At 64.7% G+C, this 17977-nt stretch carries 16 protein-coding genes; 11 read left to right on the top strand and 5 right to left on the bottom strand.

Annotated elements, in window-relative coordinates; translation table 11 throughout:
* The first annotated feature begins 207 nt into the window (after positions 1-207).
* From ACNJYD_RS04090 to ACNJYD_RS04060, 7 genes are all read left to right on the top strand, one after another.
* Entirely contained in the window at positions 208-729 is a 522-nt protein-coding gene (locus ACNJYD_RS04090; protein ID WP_172786677.1) for a hypothetical protein, read from the top strand.
* 197 nt (positions 730-926) lie between these two features.
* Positions 927-1052, top strand: coding sequence for a hypothetical protein (locus ACNJYD_RS04085; protein WP_257187543.1), 126 nt, complete (start codon positions 927-929; stop codon positions 1050-1052).
* A 24-nt stretch (positions 1053-1076) separates the two neighbouring features.
* Positions 1077-1667, top strand: a complete 591-nt coding sequence (locus ACNJYD_RS04080) for an SCO family protein (protein ID WP_439365454.1) — start codon at positions 1077-1079, stop codon at positions 1665-1667.
* 89 nt (positions 1668-1756) lie between these two features.
* Positions 1757-2692, top strand: coding sequence for a transporter substrate-binding domain-containing protein (locus ACNJYD_RS04075; protein WP_439365453.1), 936 nt, complete (start codon positions 1757-1759; stop codon positions 2690-2692).
* A gap of 201 nt (positions 2693-2893) precedes the next feature.
* Positions 2894-3811: a sulfite exporter TauE/SafE family protein gene (locus ACNJYD_RS04070; RefSeq protein ID WP_172786673.1), complete on the top strand. Its 918-nt coding sequence runs from the start codon at positions 2894-2896 to the stop codon at positions 3809-3811.
* Positions 3808-4578: a TIGR02186 family protein gene (locus tag ACNJYD_RS04065; protein ID WP_439365452.1), complete on the top strand. Its 771-nt coding sequence runs from the start codon at positions 3808-3810 to the stop codon at positions 4576-4578. The genes ACNJYD_RS04070 and ACNJYD_RS04065 overlap by 4 nt, the downstream gene beginning before the upstream one ends.
* A gap of 285 nt (positions 4579-4863) precedes the next feature.
* Complete coding sequence (locus ACNJYD_RS04060; protein WP_439365451.1) at positions 4864-5424, top strand: group I truncated hemoglobin; 561 nt, start codon at positions 4864-4866, stop codon at positions 5422-5424.
* A 152-nt stretch (positions 5425-5576) separates the two neighbouring features.
* On the opposite strand, the gene ACNJYD_RS04055 is transcribed toward ACNJYD_RS04060, so the two are convergent.
* Positions 5577-6488 (bottom strand): DMT family transporter, encoded by a 912-nt coding sequence (locus ACNJYD_RS04055; RefSeq protein ID WP_172786670.1) that lies wholly within the window; start codon positions 6486-6488, stop codon positions 5577-5579.
* A gap of 109 nt (positions 6489-6597) precedes the next feature.
* On the opposite strand from ACNJYD_RS04055, the gene ACNJYD_RS04050 reads away from it, so the two are divergent.
* Complete coding sequence (locus ACNJYD_RS04050) at positions 6598-7461, top strand: LysR family transcriptional regulator (RefSeq protein ID WP_212259444.1); 864 nt, start codon at positions 6598-6600, stop codon at positions 7459-7461.
* A 17-nt stretch (positions 7462-7478) separates the two neighbouring features.
* On the opposite strand, the gene ACNJYD_RS04045 is transcribed toward ACNJYD_RS04050, so the two are convergent.
* Positions 7479-7712, bottom strand: a complete 234-nt coding sequence (locus ACNJYD_RS04045) for a hypothetical protein (protein WP_439365450.1) — start codon at positions 7710-7712, stop codon at positions 7479-7481.
* Between the two features lie 204 nt (positions 7713-7916).
* Here ACNJYD_RS04045 and ACNJYD_RS04040 point away from each other — a divergent pair, with 204 nt between their 5' ends.
* Positions 7917-10433, top strand: coding sequence for a glycogen/starch/alpha-glucan phosphorylase (locus ACNJYD_RS04040; protein ID WP_212259442.1), 2517 nt, complete (start codon positions 7917-7919; stop codon positions 10431-10433).
* 195 nt (positions 10434-10628) lie between these two features.
* Positions 10629-11444 (top strand): acyl-CoA thioesterase, encoded by an 816-nt coding sequence (locus tag ACNJYD_RS04035; RefSeq protein WP_439365449.1) that lies wholly within the window; start codon positions 10629-10631, stop codon positions 11442-11444.
* Positions 11445-11642: 198 nt separating this feature from the next.
* Here ACNJYD_RS04035 and ACNJYD_RS04030 read toward each other — a convergent pair whose 3' ends face one another.
* The 3 genes from ACNJYD_RS04030 to ACNJYD_RS04020 form a co-directional block, all read right to left on the bottom strand.
* Positions 11643-13259, bottom strand: a complete 1617-nt coding sequence (locus ACNJYD_RS04030) for a phosphoenolpyruvate carboxykinase (protein WP_212259440.1) — start codon at positions 13257-13259, stop codon at positions 11643-11645.
* A 285-nt stretch (positions 13260-13544) separates the two neighbouring features.
* Positions 13545-16139: a CHAT domain-containing tetratricopeptide repeat protein gene (locus ACNJYD_RS04025; protein ID WP_439365448.1), complete on the bottom strand. Its 2595-nt coding sequence runs from the start codon at positions 16137-16139 to the stop codon at positions 13545-13547.
* 64 nt (positions 16140-16203) lie between these two features.
* On the bottom strand, positions 16204-16953 hold the full coding sequence (locus ACNJYD_RS04020; protein ID WP_439365447.1) for a HugZ family protein: 750 nt from the start codon (positions 16951-16953) through the stop codon (positions 16204-16206).
* Positions 16954-17195: 242 nt separating this feature from the next.
* On the opposite strand from ACNJYD_RS04020, the gene ACNJYD_RS04015 reads away from it, so the two are divergent.
* Positions 17196-17897, top strand: a complete 702-nt coding sequence (locus ACNJYD_RS04015; RefSeq protein ID WP_008542552.1) for a response regulator transcription factor — start codon at positions 17196-17198, stop codon at positions 17895-17897.
* The last annotated feature ends 80 nt before the right edge of the window (positions 17898-17977 follow it).

The following is a 17977-nucleotide window of genomic DNA, read 5'->3' as shown; positions in this document are numbered from 1 at the left end:
AACTGAGATCAAGGGTATGGCGCGTAAGACCTCGTTAACTTGTTCCACTTTGGGATAGAGACCGGCGGGGTGCAGCGCGAACGCAACACTGGATTTGAATTTGTTTTGGGCCAGCAGGCCTGCCTAGACAAAACCTTGGTTACGACAGACGCTAGCCGTGCATCACCACCGGACACGCAGATTCGAATTCGACTGGGGCGGGGGACAATGAAGTTTCTGACGGGGTTGCTTGCGGCGGTTCTCTTGATCGCGGGCATGGGGGCTTCTCACGCGGTGGTTCGGATCGCGGATGACCGCGGCGGCCGGATTGGAACCTACGTCGACAAATACCAGGACCTCAGGCAATCGGGCGAGACGGTCATCATCGACGGCCTCTGCGCCTCGGCCTGCACCATCGTTCTCGGTGCCATCCCGCACGACCGGATCTGCGTGACCTCGCATGCGACGCTCGGCTTCCACGCCGCCTGGGATTTCGGTGCCAACGGCCGCGCCGTCACCAATCCCGAAGCAACCCAGATGCTCTATGCGATGTATCCCTCGCAGGTGAGGCGCTGGATCGGCCAGCGGGGCGGCCTGACCCCGCGGATGCTGTTCCTGAGGGGCAAGCAGCTCGAGGCCATGTACAAGCCCTGCTACCTGGACGCGCAGGCTTCGACGGCCAAGCCGTCGCGCCGGTCGCTTCCGCAGGCGGAGCAACTCGAATCGGCTCGGGGCCAGCTCCTTCACTGACCTCCGCAGCCTGACGGCCCCCTGTGGCGCTGGCGGCGGCGTCTTGCCTGCTGGCGGCGTCTTGCCCGCAGGGGGCGTAAAGCCTATCTGAAAGCCAGGGAACCGGGGCCTTCGTCCCGATCGTTGTCATGGCTCAACCGCTGCACCCATCACATCGGCTATCGGACAATTCGCCCACTGCCGGGCGGATGCCATCCGTGCTGCTGTGGGCTGGCGCGGCAATCGGCGGTCTCGCCGTGATCGGCGCGCTGGCGCTCTGGTTCCATTATGGCAGCCAGGTGTTCTTCGAAATGATCAGGACCGGCTTCGCCGCCTGCTTCTGACCTGCGAAAGAAAGTTTTCCGCCCATGAGCTCCGCCACCCGCCCGCTGGTGATCGCGACCGCCTTCGCCGCAAGCCTCGTCGTCGGGCTCCTGATCATGTTCTGGGCCATGGGCGGGGTCAGCAAGGTGGCACAGCCGGCCGCGATCGGCGGCCCGTTTCAGCTGACCGACCAGAACGGCAAGGCGGTCACCGACAAGAGCCTGAAGGGCAAGCCGACCCTGATCTTCTTTGGCTACACCCATTGCCCCGACGTCTGCCCGACCTCGCTGTTCGAGATCTCGGAAGTGCTGCGCGCGCTCGGCAAGGACGCCGACAAGGTCAATGCCATCTTCATCTCGGTCGATCCCGAGCGCGACACGCCGGCAACGATGAGGGATTACCTGTCGAGCTTCGATCCGCACCTCCAGGGCCTGTCCGGCGACCCCGCCGAGACCGCCAAGGTGATCACCTCCTACCGGGTCTATGCCAAGAAGGTCCCGACCAAGGACGGCGACTACACCATGGACCACACCGCGCTGATCTACCTGATGGACCGTGACGGCAGGTTCGTCTCGCCGTTCAATTTGAAGCGGACGCCGGAAGAGGCGGCGGTTGATTTGAAGCGCTATCTCTGAGCCTCACCCTGGTCACAATCGGCGCTCGCGTTCCCGGACGGATGGTCTATAAGGCCCACCGATCCCGACGAAAATCATTCCTTCGGCCGATGGCTCCATCGCAACAGGCGAAATCGTTCAAATCTGTCCGTGGCTTGCTAACAGGGCTGGCGGCCGGCCTTTGCCTGCTCGGCGGCCTCACCGAGGCGAGCGCGCAAGCCCCCGCCAAGCGACCGCCCGCGGCACCTCAGGCCACGCCGCAAGCCGCACCTCAAGCCGCCCCGCAGGCCGTGCCAGGGTTCTGGGACCCGCGCCGCCGGCCGGAGCGGCCGGACCTGTCGCGCCTGACCGTGATCCGCTTCCTGACCGAGACCGACTATCCGCCGTTCAACTTTACCGGCGCCGACGGCAATCCGGCCGGCTTCAACGTCGACTTTGCCCGCGCGCTCTGCGAGGAGATCAAGGTCACCTGCACGGTGCAGATGCGGCGGTTCGAGACGTTGGTGGACGCGCTCACCTCCAACCGGGGCGATGCCATCATCGCCTCCATGGCGGTGAGCCCGCAGCTGCGCGCGCGCGTCGACTTCACCGATCCCTATTACCGCGTGCCGGCGCGCTTCGTCTCGCGCAAGGATGCGGTGATGCCGGAGATCCGCCCCGAATATCTCGAAGGCAAGAAGGTCGGCGTCATCGCCGGCTCCGCGCACGAGGCGTACCTGAAGGCGATGTTCACCGACGCCGAGCTTCGTGCCTATTCCAGTGACGATGCGATGCGCGCAGCTCTGCGCAAGGGCGAGGTCGACTTCATCTTCGGCGACGCCATCTCGCTGGCGTTTTGGATCAACGGCACGGATTCGGCCGATTGCTGCGCCTTCTCCGGCGGTCCCTTCGTCGAGAGCCGTTTCTTCGGCGAGGGCATCGGCATCGCCGTGCGCAAGGGCAACGACGTGCTGCGCCAGGCCCTGAACTGGGCGATGTTCCGGATCTGGGAAAAAGGCCGCTATACCGATCTCTGGCTGCGCTATTTCTCGGTCAGTCCGTTCTGATCTTTCGCCTCTCCGCGCCTGCGGCATGGAGTGGGGACGATCGCGGATATCCGCACGCGCTTCTCACGCCCGTTCACCACGCCTGAAAATCCCGGTCCCGCTCGCCAGCGAATTCCGCTATTGAGGGACGCGGCAATCGTTCCGTCCTTTTCCCGCGAGCATTCCGCGTTCGTCGATCCATCTCGCCGGTGCGCAGGTTCAATGCAGCTCTACCTCCCGATCGCCGATCTTCCGGTCAACGTCTTCCTGGTGCTCGCCATGGGCGCGGCGGTCGGCTTCGTTTCCGGCATGTTCGGCATCGGCGGCGGCTTCCTGATGACGCCGCTCCTGATCTTCATCGGCATCACGCCGGCGGTCGCGGTGGCATCGGTAGCGAGCCACATCGCGGCCTCCTCCTTTTCCGGCGCCCTCTCCTATTGGCGGCGGCGCGCGATCGATCCGGCGCTGGCGAGCGTCTTGTTGTGCGGCGGCGTGACCGGCACGACGCTCGGCGTCTGGACCTTCACCCAGCTGCGCGCGCACGGCCAGCTCGACCTGATGATCGCGCTCTCCTACGTCGTGCTGCTCACCACGGTCGGCAGCCTGATGTTCTCGGAAGGATTGCGCGCCTTGATGCGGACCCGGCGCGGCGCAGTGCCGCCGCGGCGCACGCACAACTGGATCCACGGCTTGCCGCTGAAGATGCGGTTCAAGCGCTCGAAAATCTACCTCTCGGTGATCCCCGTGCTGATCGTCGGCACCATGATCGGTTTCATCGGCGCCATCATGGGTATCGGCGGCGGCTTCATCCTGGTACCGATCATGATCTATCTTTTGAGGGTGCCGACCTCGACGGTGATCGGGACCTCGATGGTCCTCACCCTCGTCACCATGCTGTTCGCGACCATGCTGCACGCGGCGACCAATCACCTGGTCGATGCCGTGCTGGCGCTGATCCTGATGGTCGGCGGCGTCACAGGCGCGCAGTTCGGCGCCCGTGCTGGCCAGAAGATCCGCGGCGAGCAGCTGCGGCTGCTGCTGGGCTTGCTCATCCTCTCGGTCGGCGTCCGCTTCGCGATCGAGCTGGTGATCCAGCCCTCGGATCTTTTCACCATCCGTGAGCTCGGAGTGAGCGGATGAAGCGCACACTTCTCGCCATGGTCCTTGTCCTGCTGCTCGGCGGCGCTGCGCGGGCCGAGCGGCTGATTGTGTCGGTCTCGAACCACCGCGTCACGGTGACGCCGAACTATTCCGGCGAGGAGCTGGTGCTGTTCGGCTCGGTGGAGAAGGATGGGACGACGCTGGCGGACCGCACGGCCTACGATCTCGTCGTCACCGTGATGGGCCCGCGCGCCGAGATGGTGACGCGGCGGAAGGAGCGCACCTTCGGCATCTGGATCAACACCGACTACCGGCAGTTCCTGCAGGTGCCGAGCTATCTCGCGCTGTTCGCCAACCGCCCGTTCGACGCCATCACCTCGCCCGAGATCGCGCGGCGGCAGCAGATCGGGCTCAACAACGTGCTGCTGACCCAGCGGGTCAGCGGCGACTTTGCCGACGTGGTGCCGAACGATGCCTTCCGCTCGGCCTTCATTCGCCTGCGCACCCAGCGCGGGCTCTATCGCGAAGACGGAAGCGCGGTGACGTTCCTGACCCCGACGCTGTTCCGCACCGGCATTCCGCTGCCCGCGGAGGTGCCGATCGGCACCTATGAGGTCGAGATCAAATTGTTCGCGAACGGTGCGTTCATCGGCAAGACCGAGACCGCGTTCGAGATCGTCAAGGTCGGCTTCGAGCAGTTCGTCGCCACCACGGCGCGGCAGAACGGCCTGATCTACGGCCTCGCCACCGTGGCGATGGCGCTGATGACGGGGTGGATGGCCTCGATCGTGTTCAGGAAGGATTAGCCGAGTACTCGTAAGAGGAATGTCCCGAGGGCCGAACGGAAATTCTTGAACCGCCAGCGCATTACTGCTTGTGACCCCGGAGCGGACATTTCGGAGTCACCTGCCGGCGCATGGGTTTGCATCCCGCGCAAAATTTCTCCGGAACCATTTCCATTCCGAACCATCCGATGGGGAGCACGGCAAATACCGACAAGGCCGCCCGGCACGCAGTGTGCGCACGGCCGCGGTTTCGACGGGACGATGCTGGTGCCGCAATGCCTCACGAAACCCCGTAAGGAGGTACCCATGGCAAGGGCTCGTTCGACTTCCATCAGCAGACGAAGCGTGGTCGCAGGCCTGGCGCTGACAGCCGCCCCCGTGGCCTTGGCTGGAGCCAATCAGGCGCATGCGCAGGCCCAGCAAACCCCTCCGGATCAAAGTCTGTATGAACGACTTGGCGGCGTTTTCGCCATTGCAGCGGTCGTGGATCACTTCAGCGACGCTGTCGTAAAGAACCCCATCGTCGGCCAGAAGTCCAAAAATCCGCAGTTGAGGGAATGGCACACCAAGAATCTGAAACGCCTGCCTGGCCTCAAGTTCATGCGAACACTTTGGGTCTGTGACGTTTCGGGCGGGCCGTTCCAGTTCAAGGCCACCAGGCCGGGGACGACGCCCCTTGGCCTTGAGGAGGCGCACCGGGCCTTGCTGATCTCTCCGGCGGAATTCGACGAGGTCGCAGCTGAACTCGGACGGACACTTGACTTCGCCAAGGTCCCGAAGCGCGAGAAGACCGAAGTACTGGCTGCGTTCGCCAGCCACAAAGATGAGGTCACCGCCGGTTACGTATCGAAAGCCAAGCGCGGTTGAAGCATCGCTATGAGGTCGTGATCAACGGCGTTCATCGGCAAGGCCGAGACGGCGAGCGCAGCGAAGCAATCCAGAGTCCCTCCGCGAAAGATTCTGGATTGCTTCGCTGCGCTCGCAACGACGATGTGGAGATAGCGGGGCCTCTATCTCGCTCACGACTTCGCCTTCGCCGGCCGCGTCACCAGGTAGATGCCGAGCGCGACCGGAATGATGCCGAGCAGGTCGCGCGCCTCGATGTGCTCGCCGAGCACGAGGAACGCGAACAACATGCCGAGCGGCGGCATCAGAAAATGATAGGCGCTGGCGGCGGTGGCCCCACACGTCTTCAGGAGATGAAACCAGAGCCAGGAGGCGAGGATCGAGCCGCCGAGCACGAGGAAGGCGAAGGCGCCGATCAGGCCCGGCGTATAGTCGATGGCGTGGACATCGGCGAAAATCAGCGCGACTGGCGTCAGCGCGATGCCGGCAGCGAGGTTCTGCACGCCGTTGCCGATCCACAACGACCCCTTCGGCGCGAGTAGCTTGAACAGGATGGTCCCGGCGACGATGGAGGCGAGCGAGGCCAGCGTGAAGACGATCCCGTCCAAGCTGTCGGCGCCGACCGACAGGCGATGCCAGACGATTGCCGTCACACCGATGATCCCGAGCAAGAGGCCGCTCGCCTTGCGCCAGGTCATGCCTTCGCCGAGCAGCAGCGCGGCGAGCGCGGCCGTGAACACCGGATTGGCCGACACGATCAGGCCTCCGAGACCGGCCGAGACGGATTGCAGGCCGGTGTAGCCGAGCCCGAGATAGAGAGCATTGTTGGCGATGCCCAGCACTGCGAAGACCGCGGCGTCACGCCAGGTCAATGACCAGCCGTCGCCGCGGGCGAGCGTGGCGCCCAGGATCAGGATGCCGGCGAGCGAGAAGCGCGCGGCGAGCAGGATCAGCGGCGGGCAATGGGTGACGCCGATCTTGCCGGCGACGAAGGCGTAGCTCCAGAGCAGGCAGAACAGGCCGATCGCGAGCGGCAATGTGTTGAAGCGGCTGCGCGGGGCGGGAAGCGAGGTGGCGAGCGACATGAGGGCATTCTCGGATGTTTTTCTTCTGCCCTCGATCTAGGGAGGCCGCTTGTCATTTGGAAATTAAATGATTAACTGCAGTCCAGTGGATTTTTCGATGGAGGCGGCGATGCTGGATCTGGAGCTGCTGCGCAGCTTCGTCTCGGTGGTCGAGGCCGGCGGCTTCACCCGCGCCGGCGAGCGCGTCCACCGCACGCAATCGACCGTCAGCCAGCAGATCAAGCGGCTGGAGGAGGATGTCGGTCAGGTGCTGCTGCACCGCGACGGCAAGGACGTGCGCCCGACCGAGGCCGGCGAGCGGCTGCTCTCCTATGCGCGGCGGTTGCTGTCGCTCGCCGAGGAGGCGCGCGACGTATTGCGCCAGCCGGGCGGCGAAGGCGCGATCCGGCTCGGCATCCCCGAGGACTTTGCGGCCTACCGCTTGGCAAAACTGCTCGGCGCGTTTTCGCGATCGCATCCGGGGTTGCGGCTCGACGTGCGCGCCGACCAGAGCAAGCATCTCGCCCGCGATCTCGCGCGCGGTGAACTCGACCTTGCGCTCTACAAGCGCGAGGCCGGGGCAAAGGACGCGATCGCGGTGTGGCCGGAGCGGGTGCACTGGGTCACCAGCAAGAGCCATCCGGTCGATGTCGATGTGCCCTCGGTGCCGCTGATCGGCTTTCCGCTCGGCTGCATCTATCGCGCCGGCGCCATCCACGCGCTGGAAAGCGCGGGCCGCGCCTGGCACACCGCCTACACCTCGTCGAGCCTCGCCGGCATCCAGGCCGCCGTCGCCGCCGGCATGGGCTTGAGCATCCTGTCGGAGATGGCGATCCAGTCCGATCACCGCGTGCTGACGGCAAAGGATGGCTTTGCGCCGATCAACAAGACCGAGGTGGCGCTGATGGCTTCACCGGATGCGAGCCCGGCAACGCTGCGGCTTGCGGATCGTCTCGCGGAGTTTTGCGATGCGGTGCAGAGCAAGGCGGCTTAAGCTCGCCGGACCTCCGCTCAATTCGCAGCGGACATCAATTTGTCACCGCACGCGCTTGCGTAAAACTTGCCGCCGCATTGGCGTTTGATCGCAGTGCAGCGGGCTGCGGGCGACGCATTCTGCGGCACCGTGAAGCCGCAGCTGAGGCCGTCGGCGCTGCGCCCGGTTTTGGCGGCGGCAAACGCCGCGCTGGTGGCGCTGATGCAGACGACGAGCAAGGCCGCAGTGGCGATTTCGATCAGCAGTCTCATGGTCGTCTCCTCCACACTGATGGCTGAATCTTTCGTAATCTAGCACCGAATCCGGCTTTCTCCGTGCTCCTCCGGGTTCCCAACTCGGCCCGTTCCTTGCATAATTTTGCGCCAGCGGCGTGCACGACCGCCGGGCGTCAGTTCCGGTGCAAGGGGCAGGACGCGTAGATTGATGAGAGTACTTCGACCTAGGAAGTGACGGCTTTGCAGGATTCATCGTTCCAGCCCAGTTTTCCGGCCCCCGGGCAGCCGATCGACGAACTCGCGCTGGCCGAGATCAAGGGCGCAATCCTGGCAAAGCTGCGCCTTGCCATCGGCAAGGACGCTGGCATGGCGACCAGGCACGATTGGTATCAGGCCGCGGCGCTCGCACTGCGCGACCGCATCGTGCATCGCTGGCTCACGGCCGAGAAGCACAGCTACGACGCGGGCCGCAAGCGCGTCTATTATCTCTCGCTCGAATTCCTGATCGGCCGGCTCTTCACCGATGCGCTCAACAACATGGGCCTCCTGCAGATCTTCGAGGTCGCGCTCGGCGATCTCGGCGTCTCGCTGCCGGAGCTGCGCAAATGCGAGCCGGATGCGGCGCTCGGCAATGGCGGCCTCGGCCGGCTCGCCGCCTGCTTCATGGAGAGCATGGCAACCCTGTCGATCCCCGCGATCGGCTACGGCATCCGCTACGATTACGGCCTGTTCCGCCAGATCATCAATCAGGGCTGGCAGCAGGAATATCCCGACGAATGGCTGAGCTTCGGCAATCCCTGGGAATTGCAGCGGCCCGAGGTGATCTACGACATCAATTTCGGCGGCGGCGTCGAGCATGTCGATGACAAGGGCCGCGACCGCGCGATCTGGCACGCGAGCGAGACCGTGCAGGCGATCGCCTATGACACGCCGATCGTCGGCTGGCGCGGCCAGCACGTCAACGCGCTGCGGCTGTGGTCGGCGCGCTCGCCCGATCCGCTAAAGTTAGATGCCTTCAACAAGGGCGATTACGTCAGCGCCAGCGCCGAGCAGGCGCGCGCGGAGGCGATCTGCAAATTCCTCTATCCGAACGACGAAAGCCCGGCGGGCCGCGAGCTGCGGCTGCGCCAGGAATATTTCTTCGTCTCGGCCTCGCTGCAGGATCTGGTCAAGCGGCATCTGTCGTCCGACGGCCAGCTGCGCAGCCTGTCGAACAAGGTCGCGGTGCAGCTCAACGACACCCATCCGAGCCTTGCCGTCACCGAGCTGATGCGCATCCTCGTCGACCTCCACAATTTCCGCTGGGACGAGGCCTGGAAGATCACCGTCGCCACCCTCTCCTACACCAACCACACGCTGCTGCCGGAGGCGCTGGAGACCTGGCCGGTCGAGCTGTTCGAGCGACTGTTGCCGCGGCATCTGGAAATCATCTACCGCATCAACGTGCAGCATCTGGCGCTCGCGGAAGCGCGCTGCCCCGGCGACATCGACTTCCGTGCCTCGGTCTCGCTGATCGACGAGAAGAGCGGCCGCCGCGTGCGCATGGGCCAGCTCGCCTTCGTCGGCTCGCACCGCATCAACGGCGTCTCGGCGATGCATTCGGACCTGATGCGCGAGACCGTGTTCCACGACCTCAACCATCTCTATCCCGGCCGCATCACCAACAAGACCAACGGCATCACCTTCCGCCGCTGGCTGATGCTGGCGAACCCGAAGCTGACCGATTTGTTGCGCGAGACCTGCGGCGAGGCCGTGCTCGACGATCCGACCCAGCTCTCGCTGATCGAGGCGCGCGCCAGCGATGTCGAGTTCCAGAAGAAATTCCGCAGCGTCAAGCACCACAACAAGGCCCAGCTCGCCCGCCTGATCGGCGAACGGCTCGGCATCAGGGTCGACCCGGGCGCATTGTTCGACGTGCAGATCAAGCGCATCCACGAATACAAGCGCCAGCTGCTCAACGTCATCGAGACGGTCGCGCTGTACCAGGCGATCAAGGACGAGCCCAACGGCAATTGGGTGCCGCGGGTGAAGATCTTCGCCGGCAAGGCGGCGGCGAGCTATCGCTACGCCAAGCTGATCATCAAGCTGATCAACGACGTCGCCGACATCGTCAACAACGATCCCGCGATCGGCGGCAAGCTCAAGGTCGTGTTCCTGCCCGACTACAATGTCAGCCTCGCCGAAGTAATCATTCCCGCCGCCGATCTGTCCGAGCAGATCTCCACCGCCGGCATGGAAGCTTCCGGCACCGGCAACATGAAGCTGGCGCTGAACGGCGCCATCACCATCGGCACGCTCGACGGCGCCAACATCGAGATCCGCGACCATGTCGGCGCGGAGAACATCGCGATCTTCGGCATGGAGGCAGGCGATGTCATGATCCGGCGCAAGCAGGGGCTGGATGCCTCCGACGTGATCCGCAGGTCACCAAAGCTGCAGCGCGCCATCAACGCGATCGGCGCCGGCGAGTTCTCGCCCGGCGATCCCGGCCGCTTCGAATCGATCGCGCATGCGCTGCGCTATCTCGACCATTACATGGTCAGCGCCGATTTCGATTCCTATTACGAGGCGCAGCGCGCGGTCGATGCGCGCTGGCAGGTGGCGCCGGCCTGGACACGCGCCTCCATCCTCAACGTGGCGCGCATGGCCTGGTTCTCCTCGGACCGGACCATCCGCGAATATGCCGAGGAGATCTGGAACGTGCCGGTCAACCCGACCACGCCGCTGCTGCCGAATTTGCGCGACGCCGCGGGCTGATTTTCCGCGGCGTGGATTTCCATTACCAGCGACGTTATTGAACATGGCGGCGCCGACTGTCATATGATGACCGTCAGCGCACCGCTTGTCATTGCGAGGAGCGCAGCGACGAAGCAATCCAGACTGCATCCATAGAGACAGTCTGGATTGCTTCGCTGCGCTCGCAATGACGGCGCCAGGCATCGAGGACCCACAATGCACGCGAAGCTCCCGCACCCCTTCGACGAGGCCACGCGCGTCACCGCCGGTGACAGCAGCTGGCAGGGACACACCAGCGACGATTACTGGGCCTTTGTCGGCCCGTTCGGCGGCGCCACGGCCGCGACCATTTTGCGCGCGCTGATCGACCATCCCGAACGCGCCGGCGATCCGCTCGCCGTCACCGTCAATTATTGCGCGCCGATCGCCAAGGGCCCGTTCGACCTCGACGTGCGGCTGGTCAAAGCCAACCGCTCCAGCCAGCATTGGAGCATCGAGCTCAGCCAGGGCGGCGGCGAGGTCGCAACGCTCGCCACCGCGGTGTTCGCCGAGCGCCGCCCGTCCTGGGAGCACCGGGTGGCGCAATATCCTGAAACAAAGCCGTTCGAGGAGACGCTGCCGTTCCCAAAAATCTCGGCATCCTGGGCCAACCAATACGAATTCCGCTTCGTCGAGGGCGAGATGCGGATGGGCCCGCCGCAGGCCGAGCCCGCCAGCACCTATTCGAAAATCTGGATCAGCGACCGCACGCCGCGCAAGCTCGACATGCTGTCGCTGATGTCGATGTCGGACGCCTTCTTCGGCCGCATCTTCCACGCCCGGCGCGAGCTGGTGCCGTTCGGCACGGTGTCGCTCACGACGTATTTCCACACCGACGCCGAGGAGCTCGTGGCTGAAGACATCACGCGCGTGCTGGCGACCGCCGATTCCAAGATCATGCACAAGAGCTACGCCGACCAGAACGCCGAGCTGTGGTCGCCGAACGGCCGGCTGCTCGCGACCACGACGCAGATCGCGTATTTCAAGGCGTAGCTGCTTCCACGGACTCGTCATTGCGAGGAGCCCGCGACAAAATTGCGGAGCAATTTTGCGCTGGCGACGAAGCAGCCCAGACTGTCTCCGCGGAGGGATTTCTGGATTGCTTCGCTGCGCTCGCAATGACGGTGGAAAGATATGGGGCAAACAAAAAGGGCGGCCTCTCGGCCGCCCTTCTGCATTAAGACCGAGCGCTTACTCCGCCGCCAGCTTCACATCCGGCGCGGCGGCGCGGACCTCGGCGTCGACCTGGGCTTCGAACTTGGCAAAATTCTTCTGGAACATGCCGACCAGCGCGCGGGCGGTCTTGTCGAACTCGTCCTTGTCCTTCCAGGTGTTGACCGGGTTGAGGATCTCCGCCGGCACGCCCGGCAGCGCGGTCGGGACCGCGAAGCCGAAATATTTGTCGGTGCGAAATTCGACGTTGCGCAGCGAGCCGTCGAGCGCGGCGGTGAGCAGCGCGCGCGTCACCTTGATCGGCATGCGCGAGCCGACACCGTACTTGCCGCCGGTCCACCCCGTATTGACCAACCAGCAATCGACATTGTGCTGGGCAATGAGGTCGCGCAGCATGTTGCCATAGACGGATGGATCGAGCGGCAGGAAGGGCGAGCCGAAGCAGGTCGAGAATTCCGGCTGCGGCTCGTTGCCGAGACCGCGCTCGGTGCCGGCGACCTTGGCGGTGTAGCCGGACAGGAAGTGATACATCGCCTGCGCCGGCGAGAGCTTGGCGATCGGCGGCAGCACGCCGAAAGCGTCGGCAGCCAGCATCACCACGTTCTTCGGCTGCGGCGCGCGGCCGGTGCGCGACGCGTTCGGGATGAAGTCGAGCGGATAGGCCGAACGCGTATTCTCGGTCTTGGAGCCGTCGTCGAAATCGACGACGCGGGTGTCGTCGTCGAGCACGCAGTTCTCGAGCACCGCGCCGAAGCGAGTCGAGGCGGCATAGATCTCGGGCTCGGCTTCCTTCGAGAGCTTGATGCACTTGGCATAGCAGCCGCCTTCGAAATTGAAGACACCGTTCGGGCCCCAGCCGTGCTCGTCGTCGCCGATCAGCGTGCGGTTGGGATCGGCCGACAGCGTCGTCTTGCCGGTGCCCGACAGGCCGAAGAAAATCGCGGTATCGCCCTTGGCGCCGACATTGGCCGAGCAGTGCATCGGCATCACGCCGCGCTCGGGCAGATAATAGTTCAGCGTCGTGAACACCGACTTCTTCATCTCGCCGGCATAATAAGACCCGCCGATCAGGACGATCTTGCGGGTGAAATCGATCGCGACGACGTTCTCCGAGCGGCAGCCGTGACGTTTGGGATCGGCGCGGAAGCTCGGCATGTCGATGATGGTGAGCTCCGGCACGAAGGTCGACAGCTCGATCGCCTCGGGGCGGATCAGCAGCGTGCGGATGAAGAGCGAGTGCCAGGCAAGCTCGGTGAAGACGCGCGTCTTGATCCGGTAGGCCGGGTCGGCGCCGCCATAGAGGTCCTGCGCGAACAGGCGCTGGCCTTCGGCGTGCTTGAGGAAGTCCTGATAGAGCGTCTCGAACTGCTCTGCGGTGATCGACTGGTTGCCGGCCCACCACATCTTCTTGTCGGTGGCGGCGTCGCGCACCGTGAACTTGTCCTTCGGGCTGCGCCCGGTGAACTCGCCGGTGTCAGCGCAGAGTGCGCCATCGGCGGAGAGCACCGCCTCGCCCGCTGCGAGCGAGTATTGATAGAGTTGCGGCGCACCCAGGTTCCAGTGAACCTGCTTGAGATTCTTTAAGCCGAATTTGTCGGCGCCGAAGGCACCGTTGCGCACGCCCGTCTCTTGCACGAAAAAATCCTCCTAGAACTCGCGACACTCAGCGCGGCCAAGTCTGGCGCCGTCGCGATCACCGTGAATATGGGCCGTTCGGCCTCGGCTGAACGACGTAATACTGATGAACGCTGGCGTTGCCAAGCTGATCCCGCAGGATTTGGTTTATTCAAGGACCGCGCCAAACGTCGCGCATGTCAGCTCTGAATGGCTGCATCGAGAAAGTGCTGATGATCGCGCAACCAAATGCACGTTTGCGCGTTATGCCCGGTTATTGCGACGCACAATCGCGTCGCCGACGCCCTATCTTACCTCACCCTCGCCGATCAGCGCGAACGGCCCCCACATCGCGGGATAAGCGTTGCGTGGCGACGAGGCATCATCGAGATAGGCTAACATCGCGCGGCGCAAAGCTTCGGCACGACCGAGCTTCGGTTCGTTCTTGAGCAGCTCGAAGGTCGATGTGGTCAAGCGGGTCGCAGCCTCCGAATCCACGGCCCAATGCGACACCAAGAGCGCGCGGGCGCCTGCGTAGAAGAACGAGCGCGCCAATCCCGACAACGCTTCGGCACCGGGCTTGTCGCCCGCGATGGTGTTGCAGGCGGATAGCACAACCCAATCGGCATTGAGTTTGAGCTGGGCCACTTCGCTCGCGGTGAGAAGACCATCGTCGAGCTCCGTCGGCTGGTCGGGGATGGAGAGCGCAAGCGAGGGCTCCCCCAATCCCTTGACGTCGCCGGCAACGAGGCCGTGGGTGGCAAAGTAGATGATGCCGTATTGGGCAAGCGCTGCACGCTTGAGCGTCGTTTCGCTGGCGTCGCGGCCGAGATGAATATCGCCCTCAGCCGCGCCGACGTCCCTCGCCACCGCGTTCAATTCATCGGCCGTATCGGGCAGTTGCGGCAGTGCCTGGGCCAGCCGCGCACGATCCACGCCGGCGCCGCGCCAGAAGTCGGCATAGGCGATCGTCGCAATGCTGCGTGCGGCGACCTTGCCGCTCGCGGCGCGCCGGTCGGCAGGCCCTTCGGCCGCAGGGTTGAACACGGGATCGCCGAAACCGGTCATCGGCTTGATGCTTTGATCCCTGCGGGCAAAAGCGCGCAGCGATTTCAGGCTGATCACCGACGGCAGCACCGAGACGGCCTGGCGCCGCAGCAGCCAGGCAGCACTGCGGTAGCTCTCGAGCCGGTCCGGGATCGCAGCCTGCGGCTTCTCCGTGACCAGCAGATGAAACGGCAATGCGGTCAGTGCCGCCGACGGCACCACCAGCAGGTTGCGCTTGTCCTTGGTCAGCGCCTCGACCGGGCCGAGCAGCGCGACATAGAGCTCGTTGGCGAGGGCGAGGTCGAACAATCCCGATTTGCCGGAGGCATCGCGCGCCTTGCCGACATCGAGCCCCCTGCGGAAGGCGGTGACTTTCTGCGTGATCGCGTCCGCTTCGAGCGGAATCTCCTTCCAGTCGACGCGCTCGCGCGTGATCGCGACGACATAGCTCCTTCTGTCGACGACGGAATAGACCACCATCGCCTCGTCGGAGGCCAGCAGCGGCTGGATGTCCTTCACGGTCAGCGGCAGCGGGTTGGAAAGCAAGGAATAGTCGGGAAACTCGACCGCGAGCGTCTTCTGCAATCCGTTGCGCGCGCTCGCGATCGCCGCGATCCGCGCGCGGCTGCGCTGCTCGGCCGCGACGTCACGCTGGGCCGATGGCTTCGACACCGCAGCGATGATCGCCTTGTCGAGCGCTTCGGACTCGGCCGCGAGATCCTGATCCTTGCGCACGAGCTCGGCGAGCCGGTCGCTGCCGGCGGCGAGCCGCACCGCGAGCTTGTTCACGGCGGAAGCGGCAGAGGATTGCGAGCCGCGCTGGATCGCACCGAGGGCGTCGTCGAGCGCCTTCTCGCTCGCGAGCAGCGATTGCTGCCGTGCCGCGAACAGGATCGGCAGCACGACACGCAGCTGCGCCCGGTTGGCCGCGAGCGTCTTCTGCGCCAACGGCAAGGCGTCCGCCGTCCGTCCCGTCGCCTGCAGGAAATCGGCGAGATTGCTCGTCGAGGTCGCGACATCAGGGTGATCGGGCCCGAGCGCACGCTCGCGGATCGCCAGCGCGCGGCGATACAGCGGCTCGGCATCGGCATAACGCTGCTGGTGCTGGTAGAGCCCGGCGAGATTGTTGAGCGAGCGCGCGACGTCGGGGTGGTCCGGCCCCAGCACCTTTTCACGGATTGCGAGCGAGCGCTTGATCGGCGCCTCGGCATCGGCGTCGCGATCGAGGTCGCGCTCGACCTGTCCGATGTTGTTCAGGACCGTGGCGACCGCGGGATGCTCGGGACCTGCGGCCTTCTGATAGATCGCGAGCGCACGCCGGAACAGCGGCTCGGCATCGGCAAAGCGCTCCTGCTTCACATAGAGCGTGGCGAGATTGTTGAGGGCCCGGCCGACATCTGGATGCTCGCGCGACAGGCTCTTTTCGCTGACGGCGAGCGCGCGCTTGAACAGCGGCTCGGCTTCAGTGAAGCGGCCCTGCCGCTGATACAGCGCGGCGAGATTGGTCAGTTCGGGCGAGATCAAGGCGGTGTCGAGGCCGAGCGACTTTTCCATCAGCGCGATCGCGCGCTTGTAGACCGGCTCGGCCAGATCGTCGCGGCCCTGCCCGGCATAGACCTGGCCGAGATTGTTGAGCGCCGCAGAGAGCTCGCGCCCGTCATTGCCCTTCTCCAGGCTCGCGACCATGGCCTGCGCCAGGGGCAGCGCTTCCGCATATTTGCCGGCCTGGTTGAGCGCGTTGATTCGCGCCCCCTGTGCGGCGAGGTCGCCCTTTTGGGCGAGGGCCGGGGTAGCCAGCAGGGTGGTGATGGCGAGCGCCAGACCCGCAGTCCATGCCAAACGTCGACGCGTCATGACCCCTCTCGCTGCGTACCCGACAACCGTCACGGTCATGGGTCGCGGCGATCGGTAGCGGCGTTCAAGCGGTTGCGCCCTGGTCCATCCTCGTGCGCGCCTCGCCAGCGAGGCGGACCAGCATCTTGCGCAGGCCCGTGCCATCCGTCACCCGCTCCGGGAAGTCCAGCCGCAGCGCGGCTTGCCCGTCTTGCATGTCGAGGCCTTCAGGGTCACAGCCAGTACAGCGCCAGTCGCCCTCGGCGGCGCCGAGCAGCTTCGTTGCGTAGAGATTCAGGGCATCGCGATGGTCTGCGTTCATGTGCTCGACGGCGCTCGACTCCGCCGCCAGCAAGTCCTCGGCGCCGGTGAGGTCGGTCAGGAATTGCTCGGGCTTGAGGTCGACGATCCGGCCGAAGCCGGCGACCAGATGGGTTCCCGTGGGCCGGATCCGGAAGAAGGAGAAATCCTTAAAGGAAACAAAGCTTTCCGCCGAGGGATGGGCACTGAGATACCGTCGCTGGAGCAGATCCTTGTCGGAATCGGCCTCCTCGGCCCGGCCCGACAGCATGATCCGGGCGCCTTCCAGGGGATCGCCGGCCACGCGCTCGTCCAGCATCAGCGAGACCCTGCAGTCCGCGAGGATGTTCCTGGTATGCACGGCAAGGCGCGAGATCAACAGGATCGGCGAGCCGTCGGGATGACTGGCGAGATTGACCAGGGAACAATAGGGATCGCCGCTGCCGGTCATCAGCGTCGCCAAGGCCCCCTGCCGGGACCGCCTCAGCAGCGATCTGGCGAGCCTTGCGGGGTCGAAATCGGGGGTCGGTTGCATCGGCTTTCTCAGCTCAGGTGGTTGCAAGGTGGGCCTTTTTTCGGGTAAACGGGGGCCCGGTTATGGGTCGAGACGCGGCGAATCTGCCGTGTCTCGTGGAACTTGGTCACACTTCAGCCCAGCTTGCATTGCTCGGTGACAAGGTTCGAACGCCACTTCGGCACCCATGTATGCGGCGCATCACTGGATCGCTCGCCGTTTCAAGCCACGACCCAAACGGAAAGCAGAAAGCAGAGAGGCTCATGCCCACAATCGCTTTGGTCGACGACGACCGCAACATTCTCACATCCGTCTCGATCGCGCTGGAAGCCGAAGGCTACCGTATCATGACCTACACCGACGGTGCCTCCGCACTCGACGGTTTCCGGACCACCCAGCCCGATCTCGCCATCCTCGACATCAAGATGCCGCGCATGGACGGCATGGAGACGCTCCGCCGTCTCAGGCAGAAGTCCGACCTGCCGGTGATCTTCCTCACCTCCAAGGACGAGGAGATCGACGAGCTGTTCGGCCTCAAGATGGGCGCCGACGATTTCATCCGCAAACCGTTTTCGCAGCGTCTGCTGGTCGAGCGCGTCAAGGCGGTGCTGCGCCGCTCGGCGCCGAAGGACCCGACCGTCGCGCCGAAGGAGAACGACGCCAAGGCGCTCGACCGCGGCCTTCTGCGCATGGATCCGGAACGCCATACCTGCACCTGGAAGAACGAGCCGGTGACGCTCACCGTCACCGAATTCCTGATCCTGCAGGCGCTCGCGACCCGGCCCGGCGTGGTGAAGAGCCGCAACGCGCTGATGGACGCCGCCTATGACGACCAGGTCTATGTCGACGACCGCACCATCGACAGCCACATCAAGCGGCTGCGCAAGAAGTTCAAGGTGGTCGACAACGAGTTCGAGATGATCGAGACGCTCTACGGCGTCGGCTACCGTTTCAAGGAAGCCTGAGGCGCACCCTCCAGCGCGATCGAGAGCATCTCCGGTTCTCGTTCCATCGGGACGAGGATCGCTCTAGGATGCGGGGACCT

Origin of the sequence: Bradyrhizobium sp. SPXBL-02 (genome assembly GCF_051853065.1) — a bacterium.
Classification (GTDB): Bacteria; Pseudomonadota; Alphaproteobacteria; order Rhizobiales; family Xanthobacteraceae; genus Bradyrhizobium.
This window is presented reverse-complemented; position numbering and strand designations above follow the sequence as displayed.

Bases quoted from the DNA above. Each gene is read 5' to 3' on its own strand.
- ACNJYD_RS04025 (WP_439365448.1), bottom strand. From the start codon at position 16,139: ATGACGCGTCGACGTTTGGCATGGACTGCGGGTCTGGCGCTCGCCATC.
- ACNJYD_RS04055 (WP_172786670.1), bottom strand. From the start codon at position 6,488: ATGTCGCTCGCCACCTCGCTTCCCGCCCCGCGCAGCCGCTTCAACACA.
- ACNJYD_RS04070 (WP_172786673.1), top strand. From the start codon at position 2,894: ATGCAGCTCTACCTCCCGATCGCCGATCTTCCGGTCAACGTCTTCCTG.
- ACNJYD_RS04050 (WP_212259444.1), top strand. From the start codon at position 6,598: ATGCTGGATCTGGAGCTGCTGCGCAGCTTCGTCTCGGTGGTCGAGGCC.
- ACNJYD_RS04035 (WP_439365449.1), top strand. From the start codon at position 10,629: ATGCACGCGAAGCTCCCGCACCCCTTCGACGAGGCCACGCGCGTCACC.
- ACNJYD_RS04075 (WP_439365453.1), top strand. From the start codon at position 1,757: ATGGCTCCATCGCAACAGGCGAAATCGTTCAAATCTGTCCGTGGCTTG.
- ACNJYD_RS04060 (WP_439365451.1), top strand. From the start codon at position 4,864: ATGGCAAGGGCTCGTTCGACTTCCATCAGCAGACGAAGCGTGGTCGCA.
- ACNJYD_RS04065 (WP_439365452.1), top strand. From the start codon at position 3,808: ATGAAGCGCACACTTCTCGCCATGGTCCTTGTCCTGCTGCTCGGCGGC.
- ACNJYD_RS04015 (WP_008542552.1), top strand. From the start codon at position 17,196: ATGCCCACAATCGCTTTGGTCGACGACGACCGCAACATTCTCACATCC.
- ACNJYD_RS04090 (WP_172786677.1), top strand. From the start codon at position 208: ATGAAGTTTCTGACGGGGTTGCTTGCGGCGGTTCTCTTGATCGCGGGC.
- ACNJYD_RS04080 (WP_439365454.1), top strand. From the start codon at position 1,077: ATGAGCTCCGCCACCCGCCCGCTGGTGATCGCGACCGCCTTCGCCGCA.
- ACNJYD_RS04045 (WP_439365450.1), bottom strand. From the start codon at position 7,712: ATGAGACTGCTGATCGAAATCGCCACTGCGGCCTTGCTCGTCGTCTGC.
- ACNJYD_RS04020 (WP_439365447.1), bottom strand. From the start codon at position 16,953: ATGCAACCGACCCCCGATTTCGACCCCGCAAGGCTCGCCAGATCGCTG.